The organism is Halopseudomonas pelagia CL-AP6, assembly GCF_000410875.1.
In the GTDB taxonomy this organism is placed as follows: Bacteria; Pseudomonadota; Gammaproteobacteria; order Pseudomonadales; family Pseudomonadaceae; genus Halopseudomonas; species Halopseudomonas pelagia.
In genome coordinates this window covers 214,088-233,056 of record NZ_AROI01000009.1, presented here as the reverse complement: position 1 = coordinate 233,056, position 18,969 = coordinate 214,088, and the positions used below count along the sequence as shown (strand labels likewise).

The 18,969-nt window shown below is 56.2% G+C and carries 18 protein-coding genes; 6 read left to right on the top strand and 12 right to left on the bottom strand.

The window, feature by feature from the left end; genetic code table 11:
• Positions 1-56: 56 nt before the first annotated feature.
• Together lolD and K787_RS0108585 are read right to left on the bottom strand one after the other, a co-directional pair.
• Positions 57-743: a lipoprotein-releasing ABC transporter ATP-binding protein LolD gene (gene lolD / locus K787_RS0108590; protein WP_022962388.1), complete on the bottom strand. Its 687-nt coding sequence runs from the start codon at positions 741-743 to the stop codon at positions 57-59.
• On the bottom strand, positions 736-1,980 hold the full coding sequence (locus tag K787_RS0108585; RefSeq protein ID WP_022962387.1) for a lipoprotein-releasing ABC transporter permease subunit: 1,245 nt from the start codon (positions 1,978-1,980) through the stop codon (positions 736-738). Before K787_RS0108585 ends, lolD begins: the two co-directional genes overlap by 8 nt.
• A gap of 114 nt (positions 1,981-2,094) precedes the next feature.
• Between K787_RS0108585 and K787_RS0108580 the strand changes: the two genes are divergently transcribed.
• Genes K787_RS0108580 through K787_RS0108570 form a run of 3 tightly spaced genes read left to right on the top strand, consistent with a single transcriptional unit; the run spans position 2,095 to position 3,754 of the window.
• Positions 2,095-2,685 (top strand): PilZ domain-containing protein, encoded by a 591-nt coding sequence (locus K787_RS0108580; RefSeq protein ID WP_028614750.1) that lies wholly within the window; start codon positions 2,095-2,097, stop codon positions 2,683-2,685.
• 29 nt (positions 2,686-2,714) lie between these two features.
• The gene (locus K787_RS0108575; RefSeq protein WP_022962385.1) at positions 2,715-3,002 is read left to right on the top strand and encodes a hypothetical protein; all 288 of its coding nucleotides are present in this window, start codon (positions 2,715-2,717) and stop codon (positions 3,000-3,002) included.
• A 20-nt stretch (positions 3,003-3,022) separates the two neighbouring features.
• On the top strand, positions 3,023-3,754 hold the full coding sequence (locus K787_RS0108570; protein ID WP_022962384.1) for a glycerophosphodiester phosphodiesterase: 732 nt from the start codon (positions 3,023-3,025) through the stop codon (positions 3,752-3,754).
• Positions 3,755-3,815: 61 nt separating this feature from the next.
• Here the strand turns inward: K787_RS0108570 and sthA are convergent, their stop codons facing one another.
• The 9 genes from sthA to K787_RS0108525 form a co-directional block, all read right to left on the bottom strand.
• Positions 3,816-5,213, bottom strand: a complete 1,398-nt coding sequence (sthA, locus tag K787_RS0108565) for a Si-specific NAD(P)(+) transhydrogenase (protein WP_022962383.1) — start codon at positions 5,211-5,213, stop codon at positions 3,816-3,818.
• A 55-nt stretch (positions 5,214-5,268) separates the two neighbouring features.
• Entirely contained in the window at positions 5,269-5,508 is a 240-nt protein-coding gene (gene nqrM / locus K787_RS0108560; RefSeq protein ID WP_022962382.1) for a (Na+)-NQR maturation NqrM, read from the bottom strand.
• Between the two features lie 3 nt (positions 5,509-5,511).
• Entirely contained in the window at positions 5,512-6,429 is a 918-nt protein-coding gene (locus K787_RS22595; protein WP_306360947.1) for an FAD:protein FMN transferase, read from the bottom strand.
• 106 nt (positions 6,430-6,535) lie between these two features.
• The gene (nqrF, locus tag K787_RS0108550) at positions 6,536-7,762 is read right to left on the bottom strand and encodes an NADH:ubiquinone reductase (Na(+)-transporting) subunit F (protein WP_028614749.1); all 1,227 of its coding nucleotides are present in this window, start codon (positions 7,760-7,762) and stop codon (positions 6,536-6,538) included.
• A 13-nt stretch (positions 7,763-7,775) separates the two neighbouring features.
• Positions 7,776-8,384, bottom strand: coding sequence for an NADH:ubiquinone reductase (Na(+)-transporting) subunit E (gene nqrE, locus K787_RS0108545; protein ID WP_028614748.1), 609 nt, complete (start codon positions 8,382-8,384; stop codon positions 7,776-7,778).
• Between the two features lie 6 nt (positions 8,385-8,390).
• Positions 8,391-9,062 carry an NADH:ubiquinone reductase (Na(+)-transporting) subunit D gene (locus K787_RS0108540; protein WP_022962378.1) on the bottom strand — a complete coding sequence of 224 codons (672 nt, stop codon included), beginning with the start codon at positions 9,060-9,062 and terminating at the stop codon, positions 8,391-8,393.
• Positions 9,063-9,064: 2 nt separating this feature from the next.
• Positions 9,065-9,841 (bottom strand): Na(+)-translocating NADH-quinone reductase subunit C, encoded by a 777-nt coding sequence (locus K787_RS0108535; RefSeq protein ID WP_022962377.1) that lies wholly within the window; start codon positions 9,839-9,841, stop codon positions 9,065-9,067.
• Complete coding sequence (locus tag K787_RS0108530) at positions 9,831-11,045, bottom strand: NADH:ubiquinone reductase (Na(+)-transporting) subunit B (RefSeq protein ID WP_022962376.1); 1,215 nt, start codon at positions 11,043-11,045, stop codon at positions 9,831-9,833. Before K787_RS0108530 ends, K787_RS0108535 begins: the two co-directional genes overlap by 11 nt.
• A gap of 3 nt (positions 11,046-11,048) precedes the next feature.
• Positions 11,049-12,386 (bottom strand): Na(+)-translocating NADH-quinone reductase subunit A, encoded by a 1,338-nt coding sequence (locus K787_RS0108525; protein WP_022962375.1) that lies wholly within the window; start codon positions 12,384-12,386, stop codon positions 11,049-11,051.
• 278 nt (positions 12,387-12,664) lie between these two features.
• On the opposite strand from K787_RS0108525, the gene K787_RS0108520 reads away from it, so the two are divergent.
• Positions 12,665-13,225 carry a chalcone isomerase family protein gene (locus tag K787_RS0108520; RefSeq protein WP_022962374.1) on the top strand — a complete coding sequence of 187 codons (561 nt, stop codon included), beginning with the start codon at positions 12,665-12,667 and terminating at the stop codon, positions 13,223-13,225.
• Between the two features lie 93 nt (positions 13,226-13,318).
• Here K787_RS0108520 and K787_RS0108515 read toward each other — a convergent pair whose 3' ends face one another.
• Positions 13,319-14,761: a glyceraldehyde-3-phosphate dehydrogenase gene (locus K787_RS0108515; protein ID WP_022962373.1), complete on the bottom strand. Its 1,443-nt coding sequence runs from the start codon at positions 14,759-14,761 to the stop codon at positions 13,319-13,321.
• A 150-nt stretch (positions 14,762-14,911) separates the two neighbouring features.
• Here K787_RS0108515 and mfd point away from each other — a divergent pair, with 150 nt between their 5' ends.
• Together mfd and K787_RS0108505 are read left to right on the top strand one after the other, a co-directional pair.
• Positions 14,912-18,397 (top strand): transcription-repair coupling factor, encoded by a 3,486-nt coding sequence (gene mfd, locus K787_RS0108510; protein WP_022962372.1) that lies wholly within the window; start codon positions 14,912-14,914, stop codon positions 18,395-18,397.
• The gene (locus tag K787_RS0108505; RefSeq protein WP_022962371.1) at positions 18,394-18,951 is read left to right on the top strand and encodes a CsiV family protein; all 558 of its coding nucleotides are present in this window, start codon (positions 18,394-18,396) and stop codon (positions 18,949-18,951) included. Before mfd ends, K787_RS0108505 begins: the two co-directional genes overlap by 4 nt.
• The last annotated feature ends 18 nt before the right edge of the window (positions 18,952-18,969 follow it).

The following is an 18,969-nucleotide window of genomic DNA, read 5'->3' as shown; positions in this document are numbered from 1 at the left end:
ATTGGAGAGGTGACGCTTGCCTTATCGAGCTCCAGCTTTACTAGAGCTCCAATTTATTAGAGCTCTAATGCGGCCAGATGCCCTTGATTGAGCGTCAGTACACGGTCCATTTGCGAGGCCAACGCAAGATCATGGGTCACCACCATAAAGGCGGTATTAAGACTCTGGCTCAACTCCAGCATCAACTCCTGGACACTCTTGGCCGTGGTTTGATCCAGGTTGCCGGTGGGCTCGTCCAGCAGTACGCAAGCTGGTTGATTGATCAGCGCCCGGGCAATGGCCACCCGCTGACGCTCGCCACCCGATAACTCCGCAGGTTTGTGCCCGGCACGTTCGGTCAAGCCAACGCGGCGCAATATTTCCATGCCCCGCTCCCGCGCCTGGTTAATCGGCGTGCGGCCTATGAGCAAAGGCATACACACGTTTTCCAACGCAGTGAATTCCGCTAACAAATGGTGGAACTGGTAAACGAAGCCCAGCCCGGTATTCCTTAGTTGACCACGCTCGGACTCCTTGAGCGCAGACATCTGACGGCCTGCCAACCAGACCTCACCGTCCGTGGGCGTATCCAGCCCGCCCAGCAGGTTCAACAGGGTCGTTTTGCCGGACCCCGAGCTCCCGACGATCGCTATTCGTTCGCCAGCAACCAGGCGCAAGTTGATCGAGTCCAGCACCCGCAAACGCTGCGGCCCAATAGCATATTCCATACTCAGCTGGCGACATTCCAGCACCACTTCAGTCATAACGCAAAGCCTCCGCCGGCTCGGTTCGCGAGGCCCGCCAGGCGGGGTACAGGGTCGCAGCAAAGCTCATACCTAGCGCCGTCAGGCAGATCAGCACTACGTCGTTCCAAATCAACTGTGAGGGCAGGTAGCTGATGAAATACACGTCTGAACTGAGGAATTGAACACCGAACAGGCTTTCCAGCCCGGCGACCATGGCCGACACGTTTAACGCTGCCAATACCCCGAGAACACCGCCAGCCAGTGTACCGATAACGCCAATGACCGAACCTTGAACCATAAAGATACCCATGATGGTGCCCGGAGAAGCCCCCAGCGTACGCAAAATGGCGATATCAGATTTCTTGTCAGTCACCACCATCACCAGCGTGGAGATAATATTGAACGCGGCCACCGCCACGATCAGCAACAAAAGCAGACCGATCATGGTCTTCTCCATACGGATCGCCGCAAACAGGTTGCCGTGGGTGCGCGTCCAGTCCTGCGCGTAATAATTGCCCGGCAGGGTCAACGCCAAATCCCAGGCGACCTTGGGCGCTTGAAACAGGTCATCCAGCTTGACCCGCAAACCCTGCATCTGGCCCGGCTGCCAACGCGACAGTCGCGCGGCGTCCCCGGCGTGAATCATCGCCAGAGAGCTGTCGAGCTCAGCCCCGACCTTGAATACGCCCGCCACGGTAAAGCGTTTCAGCCGCGGAAATACACCCGCCGGTGTCACCGACGCCTCCGGCAAAACAAAAGTCAGCTTGTCGCCAACCTGAACACCAAAACGCTTGGCAATCAGCTCGCCAATGATGATGCCGAACTCGCCATCCTGCAGATCACTCAGCGCACCTTCGGTCATGTGCTGTTCGATGATCGAAACATGCTTTTCGGCATCAGGTATGACGCCATTGACCAGTACCGGAGCCACGCTGCCGTTATGCGTCAACATGCCTTGCAGCTGGATAAACGGCGCCGCAGCGATTACCTGTGGATGTTCCTCAAGCCGCGTAGCCAGCGTTTGCCAGTCATCCATAGGCTGTTCGGAGCTGATGGTCGCGTGCGGCACCATACCCAGAATGCGGGTGCGTAGCTCACGGTCAAAACCATTCATCACCGACAGCACCAGGATCATGACCATGACCCCCAGAGTGAGGCCAAGCATGGAGATCAGTGATATAAAAGAGATGAAATGATTGCGGCGTTTGGCCCGGGTGTAACGGAGGCCAATAAAGAAAGGCAAAGGTCTGAACATGAAATACCGGTTACCTGATGGGCATTGCCCTGTTGAGTGACGGTTCGGACTGCATGTTACACTGATTCCAGGCGATTGTTCAGCGCTTCAGACCAGCTTATTGCGAGTAATGTCATGCACACAGATGATGGCGAGACGGACGAAAAACGGGATTTCTTTCGCATCCGTGACCAAATGGCGCTGCAGGTCAAGCCAATCGATGGGCCCGAGCTGAACAAGGAGACGCAGGACGACGAGTCTCCTCTTTTTAGTCTGCTCAGCGACCTGCACATGCTGGACTATGAATCTCAGCATTTGCTCCGGCAAATTGCTGAGCGTGACCGAGCCCTCGCCCATTATCTGAAGATAATTAACAAACGCGTTGATCTGGTTGGCAAGGCGCTCGCCATGCAGTTGACTGGGGATCTGAGCGAGCCCCAGGAGGTCACTTTAAGCGAAGGGGGCATGGCTTTCAGTTCTCCACAGGCCTACGCCCTAGATTCCTGGCTGATGCTGCGCATGGTGCTGATGCCCTCACTCCTGGGGCTGGTGCTGCCCGCCAGGGTGATCCGCTGCGAGGCTGAACAAGACACCGGCCAGTGGCAGCTGGGCGTCAGCTTTGACAATCTGAGTGATGCACAACGCCAGCTGCTGGCGCGTCATATTCTGCAAAAACAGGCACAGGAAATCCGTGCCGCTAAAACCACCGAAGGGATGCCGACATGAAATCGATCTGGATAACGTCTTGCACAATTATGTCTTCCACCGCCCTCGCCGGCTTTCTGCTATTAACCTCGCCAACGGTGCAAGCGGACACACTGGTCATCCCGTTAGGCCAGCAGGCAGCTCAGGCCTCAGCGCAGCTACCTCAGCGCGGCCTGAACAGCAGCAGTGTGCGTCAGCGCTACGGCGAACCTGCCAACCGCCATGCGCCAGTTGGCCAGCCCCCTATCAGCCGCTGGGACTACGCTGATTTCAGCGTCTATTTTGAACACGACAATGTTATTCACAGCGTCCGCCAGCATCGGCGCCAGGGCAATTGACACCCTATGACCACTCACCTATGACCTTGATTTACGGCCATCGCGGCGCCCGGGGCGAAGCGCCGGAAAATACCCTGCCGAGCTTTCGTCGAGCCCTGGATGCGGGCGTGCGACGCGTGGAGCTCGACCTGCACCTGTCTGCCGACCGCCAACTGATGGTCATACACGACCCGACGTTACGCAGAACCACTGGCCTGCGCGGCAAGATAGCGCATCACAGCGCAGCCGAGCTGATGCAGATGGATGCGCGCCGTGGCGGCCCGGCCTGGCCCGAAGAGTGCCCGATACCCAGCCTGGAGCAGTTGTTCACTACTTGCCCGGAATTCGAACATTACCAGCTGGAAGTCAAAAGCGGCTCCGCCGGGCAGTCGCGTATTGTGCTCGACGCGGTCACCGAGCTGGTCACCCGCTACGGCTTGCAGGAAAAAGTCGTGCTCACATCCAGCAGCCGGACACTATTGAAAACCGCGCGCGATAGCAGCTTCGGTTTGCCCACCGGGTTAGTGGAAGAATACGGCTTGATTGATTGGATCAAAAGCTGCAAGCGCTATGGTTGCGACTATCTGATCTTGAACTGGAAGCTCTGCTCGACCCAGCGTGTGGCCAGCGCCAAGGCGCACGGCCTCCACGTTTCAGTCTGGACGGTAAACGAGCCCGCATTAATGCAGCGCCTGGTGGAGATGGGGGTCGATAGCATCATCACCGACTTCCCGCAGCTGGCTGTAGAGACCCTGGCCAAAGCACCCGCCTGATTTAGAGGCATTAAAAAGCCCTGCATAGCAGGGCTTTTTAATGCGCAGGCTTGCCAATACCTCAGAACAACCGGTTCAAGCCATCCAGCGCGGCGACGCGATAAGCTTCCGCCATAGTCGGATAGTTGAAGGTGGTGTTAACGAAATACTTGATCGTATTGGCCTCCCCTTCCTGGTTCATAATCGCCTGGCCGATATGCACAATTTCCGACGCCTGGTCACCGAAGCAGTGAATCCCCAGCACCTGCAAGGTTTCGCGGTGAAACAGAATCTTCAGCATCCCTACCGGCTCATCGGTAATCTGCGCTCGGGCCATGCTCTTGAAGAAGGCCTGGCCGATTTCATAGGGCACTTGCGCCTCGGTTAACTCCCGCTCGGTCTTGCCCAGCGAGCTGATTTCCGGAATCGTATAAATCCCGGTAGGCACGTCATCAACAAAGCGCCAGGCGTCATTGCTGACAATATTACCAGCTGCCGAACGACCTTGATCAAAGGCAGCGCTGGCCAAACTCGGCCAGCCAATAACATCGCCCACCGCATAGATGTTTGGCACCTCGGTACGGTAGTTCTCATCAACGCTCAACTGACCGCGACCATTCGGGCGCAAACCGACATTTTCCAGCCCCATGCCATCCGTGTTGCCTGAACGACCATTACACCAGAGCAACGCATCGGCTTTGAGTTTCTTGCCGGACTTCAGATTCAGCACCACGCCACGCTTGTCCAACCCTTCGATGCTCTCGTATTCCTCGTTATGCCGAATCAACACACTGTTGTTGCGCAGGTGATAACTCAGGGCGTCGGAGATTTCGTCATCCAGAAAGCTCAGCAGGCGGTCACGGTTATCAATCAGGTCAACCTTGACCCCAAGGCCACAAAAAATCGACGCATACTCACAGCCGATAACCCCTGCGCCGTAGATAATCAGCGTACGTGGGGTATGGTTGAGCTTGAGGATGGTATCGCTATCATAGATGCGTGGGTGGCTGAAGTTCACATCGGCCGGGCGGTATGGCCGCGAACCGGTAGCGATGATGATCTCTTTTGCAATTAGCTTTTCCACCACGCCGGAGCGGTTGACCAGCTCGATGGTATGTTCATCGGCAAAACTGCCCTTGCCAAAAAATACGTCAACGCGGTTGCGCGCATAATAGCTGGTGCGCGAGGTGACCTGCTTGGCCATGACTTTTTCAGCGCTTTTCAGCACGTCAGGGAAAGAAAACCAGCGCGGCTCGCCAATCGAGCGGAACATCTTGTTGGTATTGAAATGGATGATCTGCTTGACTGAATAACGCAATGCCTTGGAGGGAATGGTCCCCAGATGAGTGCAGTTGCCGCCAACCATGGTCCGCTCTTCCACCACAGCCACCTTGCGGCCATGCTTGGCTGCATTCATCGCAGCGCCCTCACCCGCCGGGCCGGAACCCAGCACCACAACATCGTAGTTATATACAGCCATGCATTGATTTCCTTATGATTTTCGACGGGATACTGACACGTATGGCGTTTTACAGCTAGTCGACCTTGGTCGCGTCATAGCCCAGATTCTTCGGCTTGCGTGGCTCTATTCCGGCATTGGTGCTGGTTTCTTCACACTTGGTGACATCACCTCCACAGATACCACAGGCTTTATCCACACCCGTCGCGCCAATCCCACCGCAGGAGCCGGCAATGGGCTTGCGGCCCATCATCACGCCGACCGACATGCCGATCACAATCAGTACCATTAATGAAAACGCCAAAACCCAAACCATGATCTACTCCTCGCTCTTCGTCAGAGCCGTGAATGTGGGGGTGGCCCTGGAAACAAAACGGGTACCATCGCGCACAACAAAGAGCGCAGCCACCTCATGCTCCAAAGCATAGTCCCAGCCCTTTTCGGGCCCTTTAACCAATAGCACCGTTGATAACCCATCAGCCGTCGCCGCAGAATTGTGCAGCACGGTCACTGCCGCTAGCTCATGCATCACTGGTCTGCCGCTACTCGGGTCAAAGGTATGCGAATAACGCTTGCCTTCGTATTCAAAATAATTGCGATAGTCACCCGAAGTCGACACCGCCTGCCCATCGAGCGCGACAATCAGATGGGCCATGCGCTGATCATCCCGCGGCTCCTCGATTGCAATCTTCCACGGAGTATTATCGGGCTTGACCCCTGCTGCCTTGAGCTCGCCAGTAATCTCAACCATATAGCTATTGATACCACGGGAGAGCAAATGATCGACTACCTTGTCCACTGCATAACCCGCAGCGATAGCACTGACATCAACCTGGACGTTGGCTGACTTGCACAACTGCGTGCCGTTAACCTGTAAATGACGCTGACCTACTTGTTCCAGAGCAGCTTGCAGCTCCTCTGGATCAGGCACCACCTGGCTGCCGTTGCCACCATGAAAACCCCAGATTCGCAGCAGCGGCCCCACCGTCAGATCAAAATCACCACCGCTGTCCTCAGCCAGTATATGCCCCAAGCCAACCAGTTCCAGCAACGATGTCGGCACCTCAGCGCAACTATCGGCAGGCATTGCGTTAAAGCGAGCCAGATCCGAATCATCCCGCCAGGTAGATACCTCCGCATCAAAATCACTGAGCAGCGCTTCGATTTCTCCGTGTAGCGTTGCCGTATCCGGAACGCCCTCGGCATTGACCCACTTGATTGAATAAGTACTACCCATGGCCGCGCCGGTCACTTCCGAAACCGGCTCCATAGAATTGAAACAGCCCGTTAGGGCTGTTGCCATAGCAACAGCGATAACGGGCCGGATGACGCGCAGTAGCATGCTAGCCGCCAAAGTCATCAAGCATGATATTTTCTGGCTCTACGCCCATATCCTGCAGCATCTTGATCACCGATGCGTTCATCATCGGCGGCCCACACATATAAAACTCACAATCCTCAGGCGCGGGATGATCCTTGAGGTAGTTCTCTAACAGAACATTATGGATAAAGCCGGTCGGGCCTTCCCAGTTATCTTCAGGCAGCGGGTCTGACAGCGCCAAGTGCCACTCGAAGTTTTCATTCTCTTGTGCCAGCTTGTCAAACTCTTCAACATAGAAGGCTTCACGCAGCGAACGAGCGCCGTACCAAAAGCTGATCTTGCGCTTGCTCTTGAGCCGACCCAACTGGTCAAAAATGTGCGAACGCATCGGCGCCATACCGGCACCGCCGCCGACAAAGACCATCTCGGCATCCGTATCTTTGGCAAAGAACTCACCGAAGGGACCGTAAACGGTCACCTTGTCGCCCGGCTTCAGGGCAAAGCACCAAGACGACATCTTGCCCGGTGGCAGGTCGTCACGGCCCGGCGGTGGCGACGCCACACGCAGGTTGAACTTGACCACGCCGCGCTCTTCCGGGTAGTTGGCCATGGAATAGGCACGGATCACCGTCTCGTCAACCTTGGAGACAAAGCGCCACATATCGAATTTATCCCAATCACCACGAAATTCCGGCTGAATGTCAAAATCCTTGTAGTGCACGGTGTGCGGCGGGCACTCCAACTGTACATAACCACCGGCGCGGAAATCGACATTCTCGCCTTCCGGCAGCCGCAGAGTGAGTTCCTTGATAAAGGTAGCAACGTTGGGGTTGGCCTCTACGGTACATTCCCACTTCTTGACGCCGAAAACCTCTTCCGGCACTTCGATCTTCATATCCTGTTTGACCGGAGCCTGACAGGACAGACGCCAGCCTTCTTTGGCTTCACGCTTGGTGAAGTGACTCTCTTCCGTGGGCAGCATTTCGCCGCCGCCCTCTTCAATGATGCACTTGCACTGCGCGCAGGTACCACCGCCACCACAGGCAGAGGACAGGAAGATGCCGTTGTCCGAAAGGGTATTGAGCAACTTGTTACCGGCTGGAACGGTAATGGTGCGCTCGCCATTGATTTCAATGGTCACATCACCGCTGGTCACCAGCTTGGAGCGGGCAATCAGAATCACAGCCACCAGCGACAATACGATCGCGGTGAACATGCCGACGCCCAAAAAGATTTCGATATTCATCAGTTACAGCTCCTGTTTACAGTTGCACGCCCGAGAAGGACATGAACCCCAGGGACATCAATCCCACGGTGATGAAGGTAATACCGAGACCACGCAGACCGTCTGGCACGTCGCTGTACTTGAGTTTTTCGCGAATACCGGCCAGCGCAACAATGGCCAGCGCCCAACCTACCCCAGCGCCAAAACCGTAGACGATACTTTCATCCAGGGAATAGTCGCGCTCCACCATGAACAGCGACGCACCCAGAATGGCGCAGTTCACCGTGATCAGCGGCAAGAAGACACCGAGAGCGTTGTAAAGGGCCGGCACGAACTTATCCAGCAACATTTCCAGGATCTGCACCAGTGCCGCGATAACACCGATGTAACTGAGCAGTCCCAGGAAGCTCAAATCCACATTCGGCAAGCCAGCCCAGGCCAACGCGCCGTCACGCAGCAGATAGGTATAAATCAGGTTGTTGGCTGGCACAGTAATGGTCAATACCACAACCACTGCGATACCCAGGCCGAGCGACGTTTGCACTTTCTTGGAGATGGCAATAAAGGTACACATGCCAAGGAAGAAGGCCAACGCCATGTTTTCTACGAAAATAGCCCGCACCAGCAGGCTGATATAATGTTCGATCATGGCTTACATAACCTCCTTCAACGCGCGGCTTTGCGGCGCCATCTTAAATTCGGGCTCTTCCACCTGCTCAGTTTTCCAGGCACGCAATGCCCAGATAATCAGACCGATAATGAAGAATGCCGATGGCGGCAATAGCAGCAAACCGTTGGGCTGATACCAGCCACCCTGGTTAACGACCGGCAGTATTTCGATGCCGAACAGCTTGCCAGCGCCGAGCAGTTCACGAAAAAACGCGACCACAATGAGAATGAAACTGTAGCCCAGACCGTTACCGATACCGTCAAGGAAGCTCATGTGCGGCGGATTTTGCATGGCAAAGGCTTCAGCCCGGCCCATTACGATACAGTTGGTAATGATCAGTCCAACGAATACCGATAACTGCTTACTGATGTCGTAGGCATAGGCCTTGAGCACCTGATCCACCACGATTACCAACGACGCAATGATCACCATCTGTACGATCATACGGATCGCGCTGGGGATTTGAGTACGGATAATCGAAATAAACAGGTTGGACAGAGCCACTACCGAGGTCAATGCCAGACACATGACCAGCGTCACGTTCATGCTGGTGGTGACCGCCAGTGCCGAACAGATACCCAGGATCTGAAGGGCAATCGGGTTATTACTGAAAATGGGTTCGAAGAGCACCTGTTTGGCGCTTGCTTTAGCCATGATTAAGCCTCCCCTGCATCAAGATTGTCGAGGAATGGGCCAAAGCCATTCTCACCCAGCCAGAACCGCACCAAATTTTCAACACCACGACTGGTCAAGGTAGCTCCAGCCAGGCCATCGACCTGGTGTTCGGCATTGGGGTTGCTGCTGTCCACGCTGCCCTTAAGTACCTGCACCGCGACGTCGCCGTCTTCGTCATAGACCACCTTGCCGGTCCATTGCTGGCGCCAGTTAGGGTTGTCTACTTCACCGCCCAGGCCAGGTGTCTCGGCATGCTGGTAAAAGCCCAGACCCACAACCGTTTTCAAGTCACCTTCCAGCGCGATAAAGCCATACAGCGTCGACCACAAACCGTAACCGTGAATCGGCAGGATCATGGTTTCAATGCCATCATCGTTCTCGACCATATAGACAGTCGCGTAGTCTTCACGACGACGGATGCTAGCAATATCGTCAGAAGCCGCAAGACGCTCGGATAGCGCCGGGTCCTTCGCCGCTTTCTGCTGGTCGTAGGTCAGCGGATCCATCTCTTCGCTGAATTCGCCGGTACGCAGGTCAACCAAACGCGCGGTAACTTTCTCGAATTGGGCCTCGACATCAGCACCCTCCTCAAGCAAGCCCGCAATCGACAGAATATTGCGCTTCTTATCCAACAGTTGATTGGTGATCTGCACTGGCTTGAGTGCAACCGCTGCGGCAGACACCACCACGGAGCAAACAAGACAGACCAGCAGCGCCACCATAATGGTGCGGCTGACAGTTTCTTTTTTACTGGACATGGCGGGCAAGCCTCCGCTTGATGTTGGCCTGGACGACAAAATGGTCGATCAGGGGAGCAAAAAGGTTGGCAAACAGAATGGCCAGCATCATACCCTCAGGGAATGCCGGATTGACCACGCGAATCAGCAAAACCATCACGCCGATCAGTGCGCCAAAAATCCATTTACCCTGGTTAGTCATGGAAGCCGATACCGGATCGGTAGCCATAAAGATCATGCCAAAGGCAAAACCACCCACCACCATGTGCCAGTACCACGGCATGGCGAACATCGGATTGGTCTCTGAGCCAATCAGATTGAACAGCAGGCTCATCGCGATCATGCCGATCATCACGCCAGCGACGATGCGCCAGTTGGCGATTTTGGTGGTTAGCAGCACGGCGCCGCCGAGGAAGATAGCCAGTGTCGAGACTTCACCCATGGAGCCATGGATATTGCCGACAAACGCATCCAGCCAGGTGATACCGCCGTTGACGACCGCGTCAATACCGCCCGAAGCAGCCAGGCTCAAAGCCGTTGCACCGGCATAGCCGTCCACTGCAGTCCATACTGCGTCCCCCGAAATTTCTGCAGGGTAAGCGAAGAACAGGAAGGCACGACCGGTCAGCGCCGGGTTAAGGAAGTTTTTACCGGTACCACCGAACACTTCCTTACCAATCACGATACCGAAGCTGATACCCAGCGCCACTTGCCACAGGGGAATATCCGGCGGCAGGATCAGCGCAAACAAGATTGAAGTAACAAAGAAACCTTCGTTGACCTCGTGCTTGCGAATCGAGGCAAACAGCACCTCCCAAAAGCCACCGACAATAAAGGTCACCGCATAGACCGGCAAGAAGTAGGCAGCACCGTGGACAAAGTTGTCCCACAGGCTCCCGGCATCAAACCCGGCAAACATGGCGATCAAACCAATCCGCCAGCTTTCCTGAGCGTCCAGCAGCTCGGGATTGGCAGCGTAGATGCTGTTAGCCTGGAAGCCGATGTTGTACATCCCGTAAAAAATCACCGGGAAGGTACACAGCCACACGGTAATCATCATCCGCTTCAGGTCTAGACCGTCACGCACGTGAGCAGTGGTTTTGGTCACACTACCCGGGCGGTAAAAGAAAGTATCGATAGCTTCATAAAGGGCATAGAACTTCTCATGCTTGCCGCCCTTCTCGAAGTTATGTTCGATCTTGTCCAAAAATGTACGCAAACCCATGGCTTAACCCTCCTTCTCGATTAGGGCGAGGTTATCGCGCAGAATCGGGCCATACTCGTATTTGCCGGCACACACGTAGCTGCAAAGAGCCAGGTCCTCTTCGTCCAGCTCCAGACAACCCAGCTTTTGGGCCATGTCTGTGTCGCCAACGATAAGGTAGCGCAAGAGTTGTGTGGGCAAAATATCCAGCGGCATGACCATTTCATAGTTCCCCAGGGGAACCATTGCCCGCGGGCTGCCATTGGTTGTAGTGGTGAAATTGAACAGTTTGCTGGACTTCAGCTTGGAGACGAACACATTCAGGACAGAGTGCTTGTCCACGCCGGCACGCAGATAGTGCAGCATCTGCCGCTCGCTACCTTCAGCCAGAACCGAAACCTGTGAGTGGAAGCGGCCAAGATAGCCAACCGGACCCTGAGCCTGACGACCGCCAAACACCGAGCCTGAAATAACGCGGTTGCTACCCTGCTTCAGTTCACCCGCAGTCAACTCGTCAAGGTTCGCGCCCAGGCGGGTTCTCAGCAGACGGGGCTTTTCAACCTGAGGTCCACCGAGTGCTACAACCCGTTCAGTCCACAATTTGCCATCGGTGAACAGCTTGCCGATCGCAACCACGTCCTGATAATTGATCTGCCAAACGGTCTTGGTCTCGCTGACCGGGTCAAGCAGATGAATATGTGTACCAGGCAGGCCGGCAGGGTGCGGACCAGCGAAACTTTCGCTGCGCACGCCATCCAGGTTCTCGCCGGGAATACTGGCACCTTCAGCCTTGCACAGCCAAATATTGCCTAACCGTGCCAGCACCTTCAGGCCATTCTCGAACTCAGCAGCGTAGTGGCTCAGCACCACCGCAGGATCCGCAGCCAAGGGATTGGTATCGATGGCCGTGACGAAAATCGAATGGGGCTCGCTGTCCACCGCTGGCGTTTTGCTGTACGGACGAGTCCGCAACGCAGTCCAGAGTCCGGACTGGATCAATTGCTCGCGAACCTTTTGTGGCTCCAGAGATCCGAGAGAAGCGGCGTCATAAGCGTCGAAGCTAACCGCCTCGTCACCGTCCACATCGATAACGACCGATTGCAGAACGCGTTTATCACCACGATTCACGGCACTGACAACACCCGCTGCCGGGGCGGTAAAGATCACGCCAGGTGTTTTTTTATCGCTGAACAGGATCTGGCCAAGTTTGACCCGGTCCCCCTCCTGCACTTCCATGGTCGGTTTCATACCATGGTAGTCGAAGCCGACGATGGCGACGCTGCGCGCAGGGCGGGCGTCTTCGATAGTCTGCTCGGGGGAGCCGGTGATTGGCAGATCCAAGCCCCGTTTGATTTTTATCATACGTATAGCCTAATCACTGGTTAGAATCGTCAAGGGCGGGCCGGCATCCGGCAAACGGAAATCCCAAGAAACAGCTCTGGGCAACAGACGCGGAAACATTGGGAAAGGACCACAAACCCCCATCAAAAATCCCGCTAAGTATAAAGATCATGGCCCGCCAATGCTACTCAAGCACTTGGTTTTTTCAGGTTTTCTGCTGTTACATATTGGTGCGGCAATCAGATTGACGCATCACCGTATAGCGGCGGTAATAACGCTTTACCGGGATGGAAAAGACCATGCTAAGAGTCGTTATCATCGCCCTACTATGCGTATTGCCACTGGTCGCCGATGCGAGCAACAAACGCCTGGACCAGGCCAATTTTCCAGACACCCTGGAGGTCGATGGGGAGCAACTGGTCTTACGCAATGCCAGCGTACTCAAATATCTGTTTGTAGATGTTTACAGTGCCGCCCTGCTGACGCCCGCAGGCGCGCCACTGAAGACCATTACCGAGACCGGGACACCGCTACACCTGGAGCTCTTCTACTATCGAAATATTGACCGAGCAGACGTGATCAGGGCTGCCTGGATAGCACTGGAGCGCCAACATGGTGCTGCCAGGCTGGCCAAGCTGCGCCCGAAGATCGAGCGCCTGCACGACACCTTTACCGACATCCAGCCGTACGATCGCTACAGCCTAACCCTGGACCGCCACCACGCGCTGAGTCTGAGGTACAACGGCCAAGAGATATTTCAAACGGATGACGCAGAACTGGCACGCGCGTATGTGGGTATCTGGCTCAGGGAGAACGGTTTGTCGGACAAACTGCGCAAGCGACTGATAGCCGGAGACTGAACGCCGCAAAGGCGCTTACGGCGCCCACATCTGCCCACAAAAAAGGCGCCGGAGCGCCTTTTTGTTATTGCCTGACAGCCAAGTACAGCCTGATCAATACTCCGGGAACGCCGGTGAATTAACCTGGGCCATATCTTCCAGGATACGCACGACCTGACAGCTGTAACCGAACTCGTTGTCATACCATACGTAGAGAATCAACCGGGTATCGTTGCAGATGGTTGCTTCGGCATCCACCACACCAGCGTGACGTGAGCCGACGAAATCAGTGGAAACCACTTCCTGAGAATTGGTGAAGTCGATCTGCTTGTGCAGGTCCGAGTGCAGCGCCATATACCGCAGGTATTCATTAACCTCTTCACGATTGGTCGCGGCATTCAGATTCAGATTCAGAATGGCCATCGATACGTTCGGCGTGGGTACCCGAATAGCATTACCACTCAACTTACCTTCCAGTTCAGGCAGTGCCTTGGCAACTGCTTTGGCTGCACCCGTCTCGGTGATCACCATGTTCAAGGCAGCACTGCGGCCACGACGGTTACCCTTGTGGAAGTTGTCGATCAGGTTCTGATCGTTAGTGTAGGAGTGAACCGTCTCAACGTGACCATTGGCAATGCCGTATTTGTCGTTGATCGCCTTGAGAATAGGCACGATCGCATTGGTGGTACAGGAGGCGGCAGAGACAATCTTGTCTTCTGGCGTGATCGCAGCATGGTTGATGCCATGCACGATATTCTTGATATCGCCCTTGCCTGGCGCGGTCAGTACGACCTGTGTGGCACCAGGGCACTTCAGGTGCTGGGACAGACCCTCGGCATCACGCCATACGCCGGTATTATCGACAATCAATGCGTTCTTGATGCCGTATTGGGTGTAATCGACACTGGTGGGATCACTGGCGTAAATCACCTGAATGACCGTGCCGTTAGCCGTCAGGGTATTGTTCTCTTCGTCGATCTTGATAGTGCCCTGGAAGGAACCATGGACCGAATCGCGGCGCAGCAGACTGGCACGCTTGGACAGATCGTTGGTCGCGCCCTTGCGCACCACAATGGCACGCAGACGCAGACCATCACCGGCACCGGCCTTCTCCACCATGATGCGTGCCAGCAAGCGGCCAATACGGCCAAAACCGTAGAGAACTACATCACGACCCTGGCGACGCTCGCCCTTGTGGCCAATCACGCTGGCCAGCTCTAACCGCAAAAACGCATCCAGGTCGTCGCCGGGAGATTTGCGGAACTTGTCTACCAGACGCGCCAAATCGATGGATGCCGGACCCAGATTCAGGTCGAGCAGCGCGTTGATCAGAGGAAAGGTATCGTGCACTGAAAGCTCGGTGTCATCGATCTGCCGGGCAAAGCGATGCGATTTAAGAATGCTGATGACAGAGCGATTAACCAAACCCCGGCCATAAATAGAGGTCACTACGTTATGTTCACGGTACAGGCGGCCGATCAGCGGAATCATCGCCTCGGCAGTTGATTCACGATCCGTCCAGTTTTCCAGGCATTGCTCATATTGGGCTTGGTTCACGACTGTTCCTTCCAGGTCTTGGGATCTAAAGGGCCAATATTATGCGGCCGTTAGCATGCTGAGGCAATCATCCGGCAAAAACACATCGCTGCGGCACAGTCCCGCAGACAGGGGTACACTATCGGCTTTTTGCACAGAGACCCTCGCTTTATGCCCGTTAATACGCGCCTTCTTTCCGTCCCTCCGGTCGCCCGCGACCAGGCCAGAAGCGCCTGGGGCAATCTGGCTGGCGCCGCACGGGCCCTGGCGATTGCCGAGGCGGCGGCTGAACATGCCGGCCTTAGCCTGGTGATCACCCGCGACACGGCCTCCGCCGATCAACTCGAGCAGGAGCTGCGATTCTTTTCACCGGCCCTGCCGGTACTCAGCTTTCCAGACTGGGAGACGCTGCCCTACGATCGTTTCTCGCCGCACCAGGACATCATTTCCCAGCGCCTGAAAACGCTGAACCTGCTGCCCCAGGTAACCCAGGGCATACTTGTCGTACCCATGACCACCCTGCTGCACCGCATAGCCCCACGCAGCTTTCTTGGTGGCTCGGTACTGATGCTGGAAGTCGGCCAGAAGCTCGATATTGAGCGCATGCGCCTGAATCTGGATGCGGCCGGGTACCGCTGTGTCGATACCGTTTATGAGCATGGCGACTATGCTGTGCGCGGCGCGCTATTGGACCTGTTCCCGATGGGCAGCCCAGATCCGATCCGCATCGACCTGTTTGATGATGAAATCGAAACCCTGCGCACCTTCGATCCGGATTCGCAGCGTTCGGTCGACAAAGTGGCCAGCATTGAGCTGCTGCCGGCCAAAGAATTCCCGCTGGATAAATCGGCGCTGACCGGTTTTCGCGCGCGCTTTCGTGAACATTTCGATGTCGATTACCGGCGTTGTCCGGTTTACCAGGACCTCAGCGAAGGCATGGTGCCCCCCGGCATCGAATATTACCTGCCGCTGTTTTTCGATGAACTGAGCAGCTTGTTTGATTATCTGCCCGACAACACTCTGCTGTTCAGCCTGCCGGATATTGAAGGCGCCGCCGAGCACTTCTGGCAGGATGTGCGCCACCGCTATGAAGAGCAGCGGGTCGACAAGACACGCCCTTTGCTCGCCCCCGCCAGCCTGTTTCTCAGCATCGAAGACTGCTTTGCGCAGATCAAGCACTTCCCGCGGATCATCTGCCATCAGGAGCCGCTACCCGCCAAAGCCGGCACCACCAACTTCAATGGTCAGCCTAGCCCTGAACTGGCCATCGACAACCGCCTCGATCAACCACTAACCGCGCTGCAGACCTTTATTCAGGGCTTTGAAGGCAAAGTGCTGTTTGTGGTTGAGAGTGCCGGCCGCCGTGAAGCGCTGCTGGAGCTGTTGACGCGCATCGACATCAAACCTGAGGCCGTAGAAAGCTGGCCCGAGTTTGTCGCCAGCGGGGCTCGGCCAGGCGTGATCATCGCCGCCATTGATCAGAGCATGCTCTGCGGCCATCCCGCCGTCGCGCTGATTACCGAGAATCAACTGTTCGGTCAGCGGGTTATGCAGCGCCGCCGACGCGGCAAAGCCACTGACCTGGGCGACGCGGTAATCCGCAACCTCACCGAGCTGCGTGAGGGCGCCCCGGTGGTACATATCGATCACGGTGTCGGGCGCTTTCTTGGCCTGGTGAACCTGACCGTAGAAGACCAGCAGGCCGAATTTCTCACCCTGGCCTACGCTGACGATGCCAAGCTCTATGTGCCGGTTTCCAATCTGCATTTGATTGCGCGCTACACTGGCGGCGAAGACGACAGCGCGCCGCTGCATCGCCTTGGCTCAGAGCAATGGCAGAAAGCCAAGCGCAAAGCCGCCGAAAAAGTCCGCGATGTGGCGGCCGAGCTGCTGGATGTCTATGCTCGCCGCGGCGCCCGCAAGGGCTTTAGCTTTAGCGCACCAGAGCGCGATTACCAAGTGTTCTCCGAGGCCTTTCCGTTTGAGGAAACCGCAGATCAGGAGGCGGCGATCCTGGCGGTGATCGAGGACATGGTCAAATCGCAACCGATGGATCGGCTGGTGTGCGGTGACGTGGGGTTCGGCAAGACCGAAGTGGCGATGCGCGCCGCCTTTCTCGCGGTACATGGCGGCAAGCAGGTCGCAGTGCTGGTGCCCACTACCCTGCTGGCCCAGCAGCACTTCAACAGCTTCCGTGACCGCTTCGCCGATTGGCCGGTCAAGGTCGAAGTCATGTCGCGTTTCAAATCAGCCAAAGAGATCAAGGCGGCCGCCGAAGACCTGGCCGAGGGCAAGGTCGATATCATGATCGGCACGCACAAATTGCTGCAGGGCGATATCCAGTTCAAGGACCTGGGTTTGATGATCATCGATGAAGAGCACCGGTTCGGCGTACGCCAGAAAGAACAGCTCAAGGCCCTGCGTAGCGAGGTCGATGTATTGACCCTGACCGCAACGCCGATTCCACGCACGCTGAACATGGCCATGTCGGGCATGCGCGAGCTGTCGATCATCGCCACGCCACCGGCACGGCGCCTGTCAGTACGCACCTTCGTTATGCAGCAACAGGCCCCGGTAATCAAGGAAGCTATCCTGCGTGAGCTGCTGCGCGGCGGTCAGGTTTACTATTTGCACAACGAAGTCTCGACCATCGAGAAATGCGCTGCTGACTTGGCCGAACTGGTCCCAGAGGCGCGCATCGGCATCAGCCACGGGCAAATGCCGGAACGCGCGCTTGAACAGGTCATGGGCGACTTCTACCACCGTCGCTTCAATGTGTTGGTGACCACCACCATCATCGAAACCGGTATCGACGTCCCCAACGCCAATACCATTATTCTCGAGCGCGCCGACAAATTCGGCCTGGCTCAGTTGCATCAATTACGCGGACGCGTCGGCCGTAGTCACCACCAGGCTTACGCCTATCTGCTGACGCCGCACGGTAAGAAGCTCACCAGCGATGCAGAAAAACGCCTGGAAGCCATCGCTGCAGCTCAAGACCTGGGCGCCGGCTTTACCCTGGCCACCCACGATTTGGAGATTCGCGGTGCTGGCGAACTGCTCGGCGAAGGCCAAAGCGGCCAGATTCAAGCGATCGGCTTCACCCTGTACATGGATATGCTCGAACGTGCGATCAAGGCCATCAAGCAGGGCAAGCAACCCGAGCTGGACACACCACTGGGCGGCGGGCCGGACATTAACCTGCGCTTGCCGGCGTTGATTCCGGACGACTACCTGCCCGATGTGCACAGCCGCCTGATCCTCTACAAGCGGATTGCCAATGCCGCCGATGACGAGGCGTTGAAAGACCTGCAAGTGGAAATGATCGACCGTTTCGGCTTGCTACCCGATGCCGCTAAAACGCTGTTCCGGGTCACCGCCCTGAAGCTGCGCTGTGAGCCGCTGGGCATCAGCAAAGTAGACGTAGGCCCGGAGCACGGACGACTTGAATTTGCCGCCCACACCAGCGTAGACCCGATGACCCTGGTTAGACTGATTCAGGACCAACCCAACCGTTACAAGCTTGAAGGTGCCACGCTATTTCGATTCAATGCACCCATGGGTGCGGCCGAATTGCGCCTGAATACAATAGAAGCACTGATAGAACGGCTGGAAACACCGCAACCCCCTACCCCAGGCAAAGGAAAACGCCCATGATCTCTCTTCGTTCCCTGCAACTACTGGCACTTCTGACTCTATGCGGCTGGATGGGGCTGGCCCAAGCGCAGAGCCAGAACAACTATCAGGTGGAGTTGGTTATTTTTTCCCAGCCTTCTGCCCAACTAACGCCAGGCACCGCCCCGAGTTACGGCTGGGCCGACCAAGCGACCAAGCTCGGCGAAACCACGCGCAGCGACGTACGCATCCTGGACAGCAGCCGCCACCGTCTGAGCAGTGATGCAGGCAAATTGAGTGCACAGGGTTACAAGGTGGTGCTGCATCAGGCCTGGACTCAACCGGACGACAATAATCTGGTGATTGCGGTGCATGAAGGTCAGGAAATGGACGGCGTGTATCCGGTGCAAGCGCTGATCAGTCTTGGGCGAGAGCGCCTACTTGAAGTTGATATCACCGCCTGGATCAACAACCAGACCCAGGAGCGGGAACTGGTCAGCGAACGAATCAAACAGATCCGCCGCCTGCGGCTGAACGAGACCCACTATCTGGATCACCAGAGTATGGGCATGCTGATCCGTATCAGCCGTAACTGAGCGCCCAGCCACGAGCCT

Excerpts from the sequence above, each read along its gene's own strand:
- lolD (WP_022962388.1), bottom strand. The coding sequence starts at position 743 with ATGACTGAAGTGGTGCTGGAATGTCGCCAGCTGAGTATGGAATATGCT.
- K787_RS0108585 (WP_022962387.1), bottom strand. The coding sequence starts at position 1,980 with ATGTTCAGACCTTTGCCTTTCTTTATTGGCCTCCGTTACACCCGGGCC.
- K787_RS0108580 (WP_028614750.1), top strand. The coding sequence starts at position 2,095 with ATGCACACAGATGATGGCGAGACGGACGAAAAACGGGATTTCTTTCGC.
- K787_RS0108575 (WP_022962385.1), top strand. The coding sequence starts at position 2,715 with ATGTCTTCCACCGCCCTCGCCGGCTTTCTGCTATTAACCTCGCCAACG.
- K787_RS0108570 (WP_022962384.1), top strand. The coding sequence starts at position 3,023 with ATGACCTTGATTTACGGCCATCGCGGCGCCCGGGGCGAAGCGCCGGAA.
- sthA (WP_022962383.1), bottom strand. The coding sequence starts at position 5,213 with ATGGCTGTATATAACTACGATGTTGTGGTGCTGGGTTCCGGCCCGGCG.
- nqrM (WP_022962382.1), bottom strand. The coding sequence starts at position 5,508 with ATGGTTTGGGTTTTGGCGTTTTCATTAATGGTACTGATTGTGATCGGC.
- K787_RS22595 (WP_306360947.1), bottom strand. The coding sequence starts at position 6,429 with ATGGGTAGTACTTATTCAATCAAGTGGGTCAATGCCGAGGGCGTTCCG.
- K787_RS0108540 (WP_022962378.1), bottom strand. The coding sequence starts at position 9,062 with ATGGCTAAAGCAAGCGCCAAACAGGTGCTCTTCGAACCCATTTTCAGT.
- K787_RS0108535 (WP_022962377.1), bottom strand. The coding sequence starts at position 9,841 with ATGTCCAGTAAAAAAGAAACTGTCAGCCGCACCATTATGGTGGCGCTG.
- K787_RS0108530 (WP_022962376.1), bottom strand. The coding sequence starts at position 11,045 with ATGGGTTTGCGTACATTTTTGGACAAGATCGAACATAACTTCGAGAAG.
- K787_RS0108525 (WP_022962375.1), bottom strand. The coding sequence starts at position 12,386 with ATGATAAAAATCAAACGGGGCTTGGATCTGCCAATCACCGGCTCCCCC.
- K787_RS0108520 (WP_022962374.1), top strand. The coding sequence starts at position 12,665 with ATGCTAAGAGTCGTTATCATCGCCCTACTATGCGTATTGCCACTGGTC.
- mfd (WP_022962372.1), top strand. The coding sequence starts at position 14,912 with ATGCCCGTTAATACGCGCCTTCTTTCCGTCCCTCCGGTCGCCCGCGAC.
- K787_RS0108505 (WP_022962371.1), top strand. The coding sequence starts at position 18,394 with ATGATCTCTCTTCGTTCCCTGCAACTACTGGCACTTCTGACTCTATGC.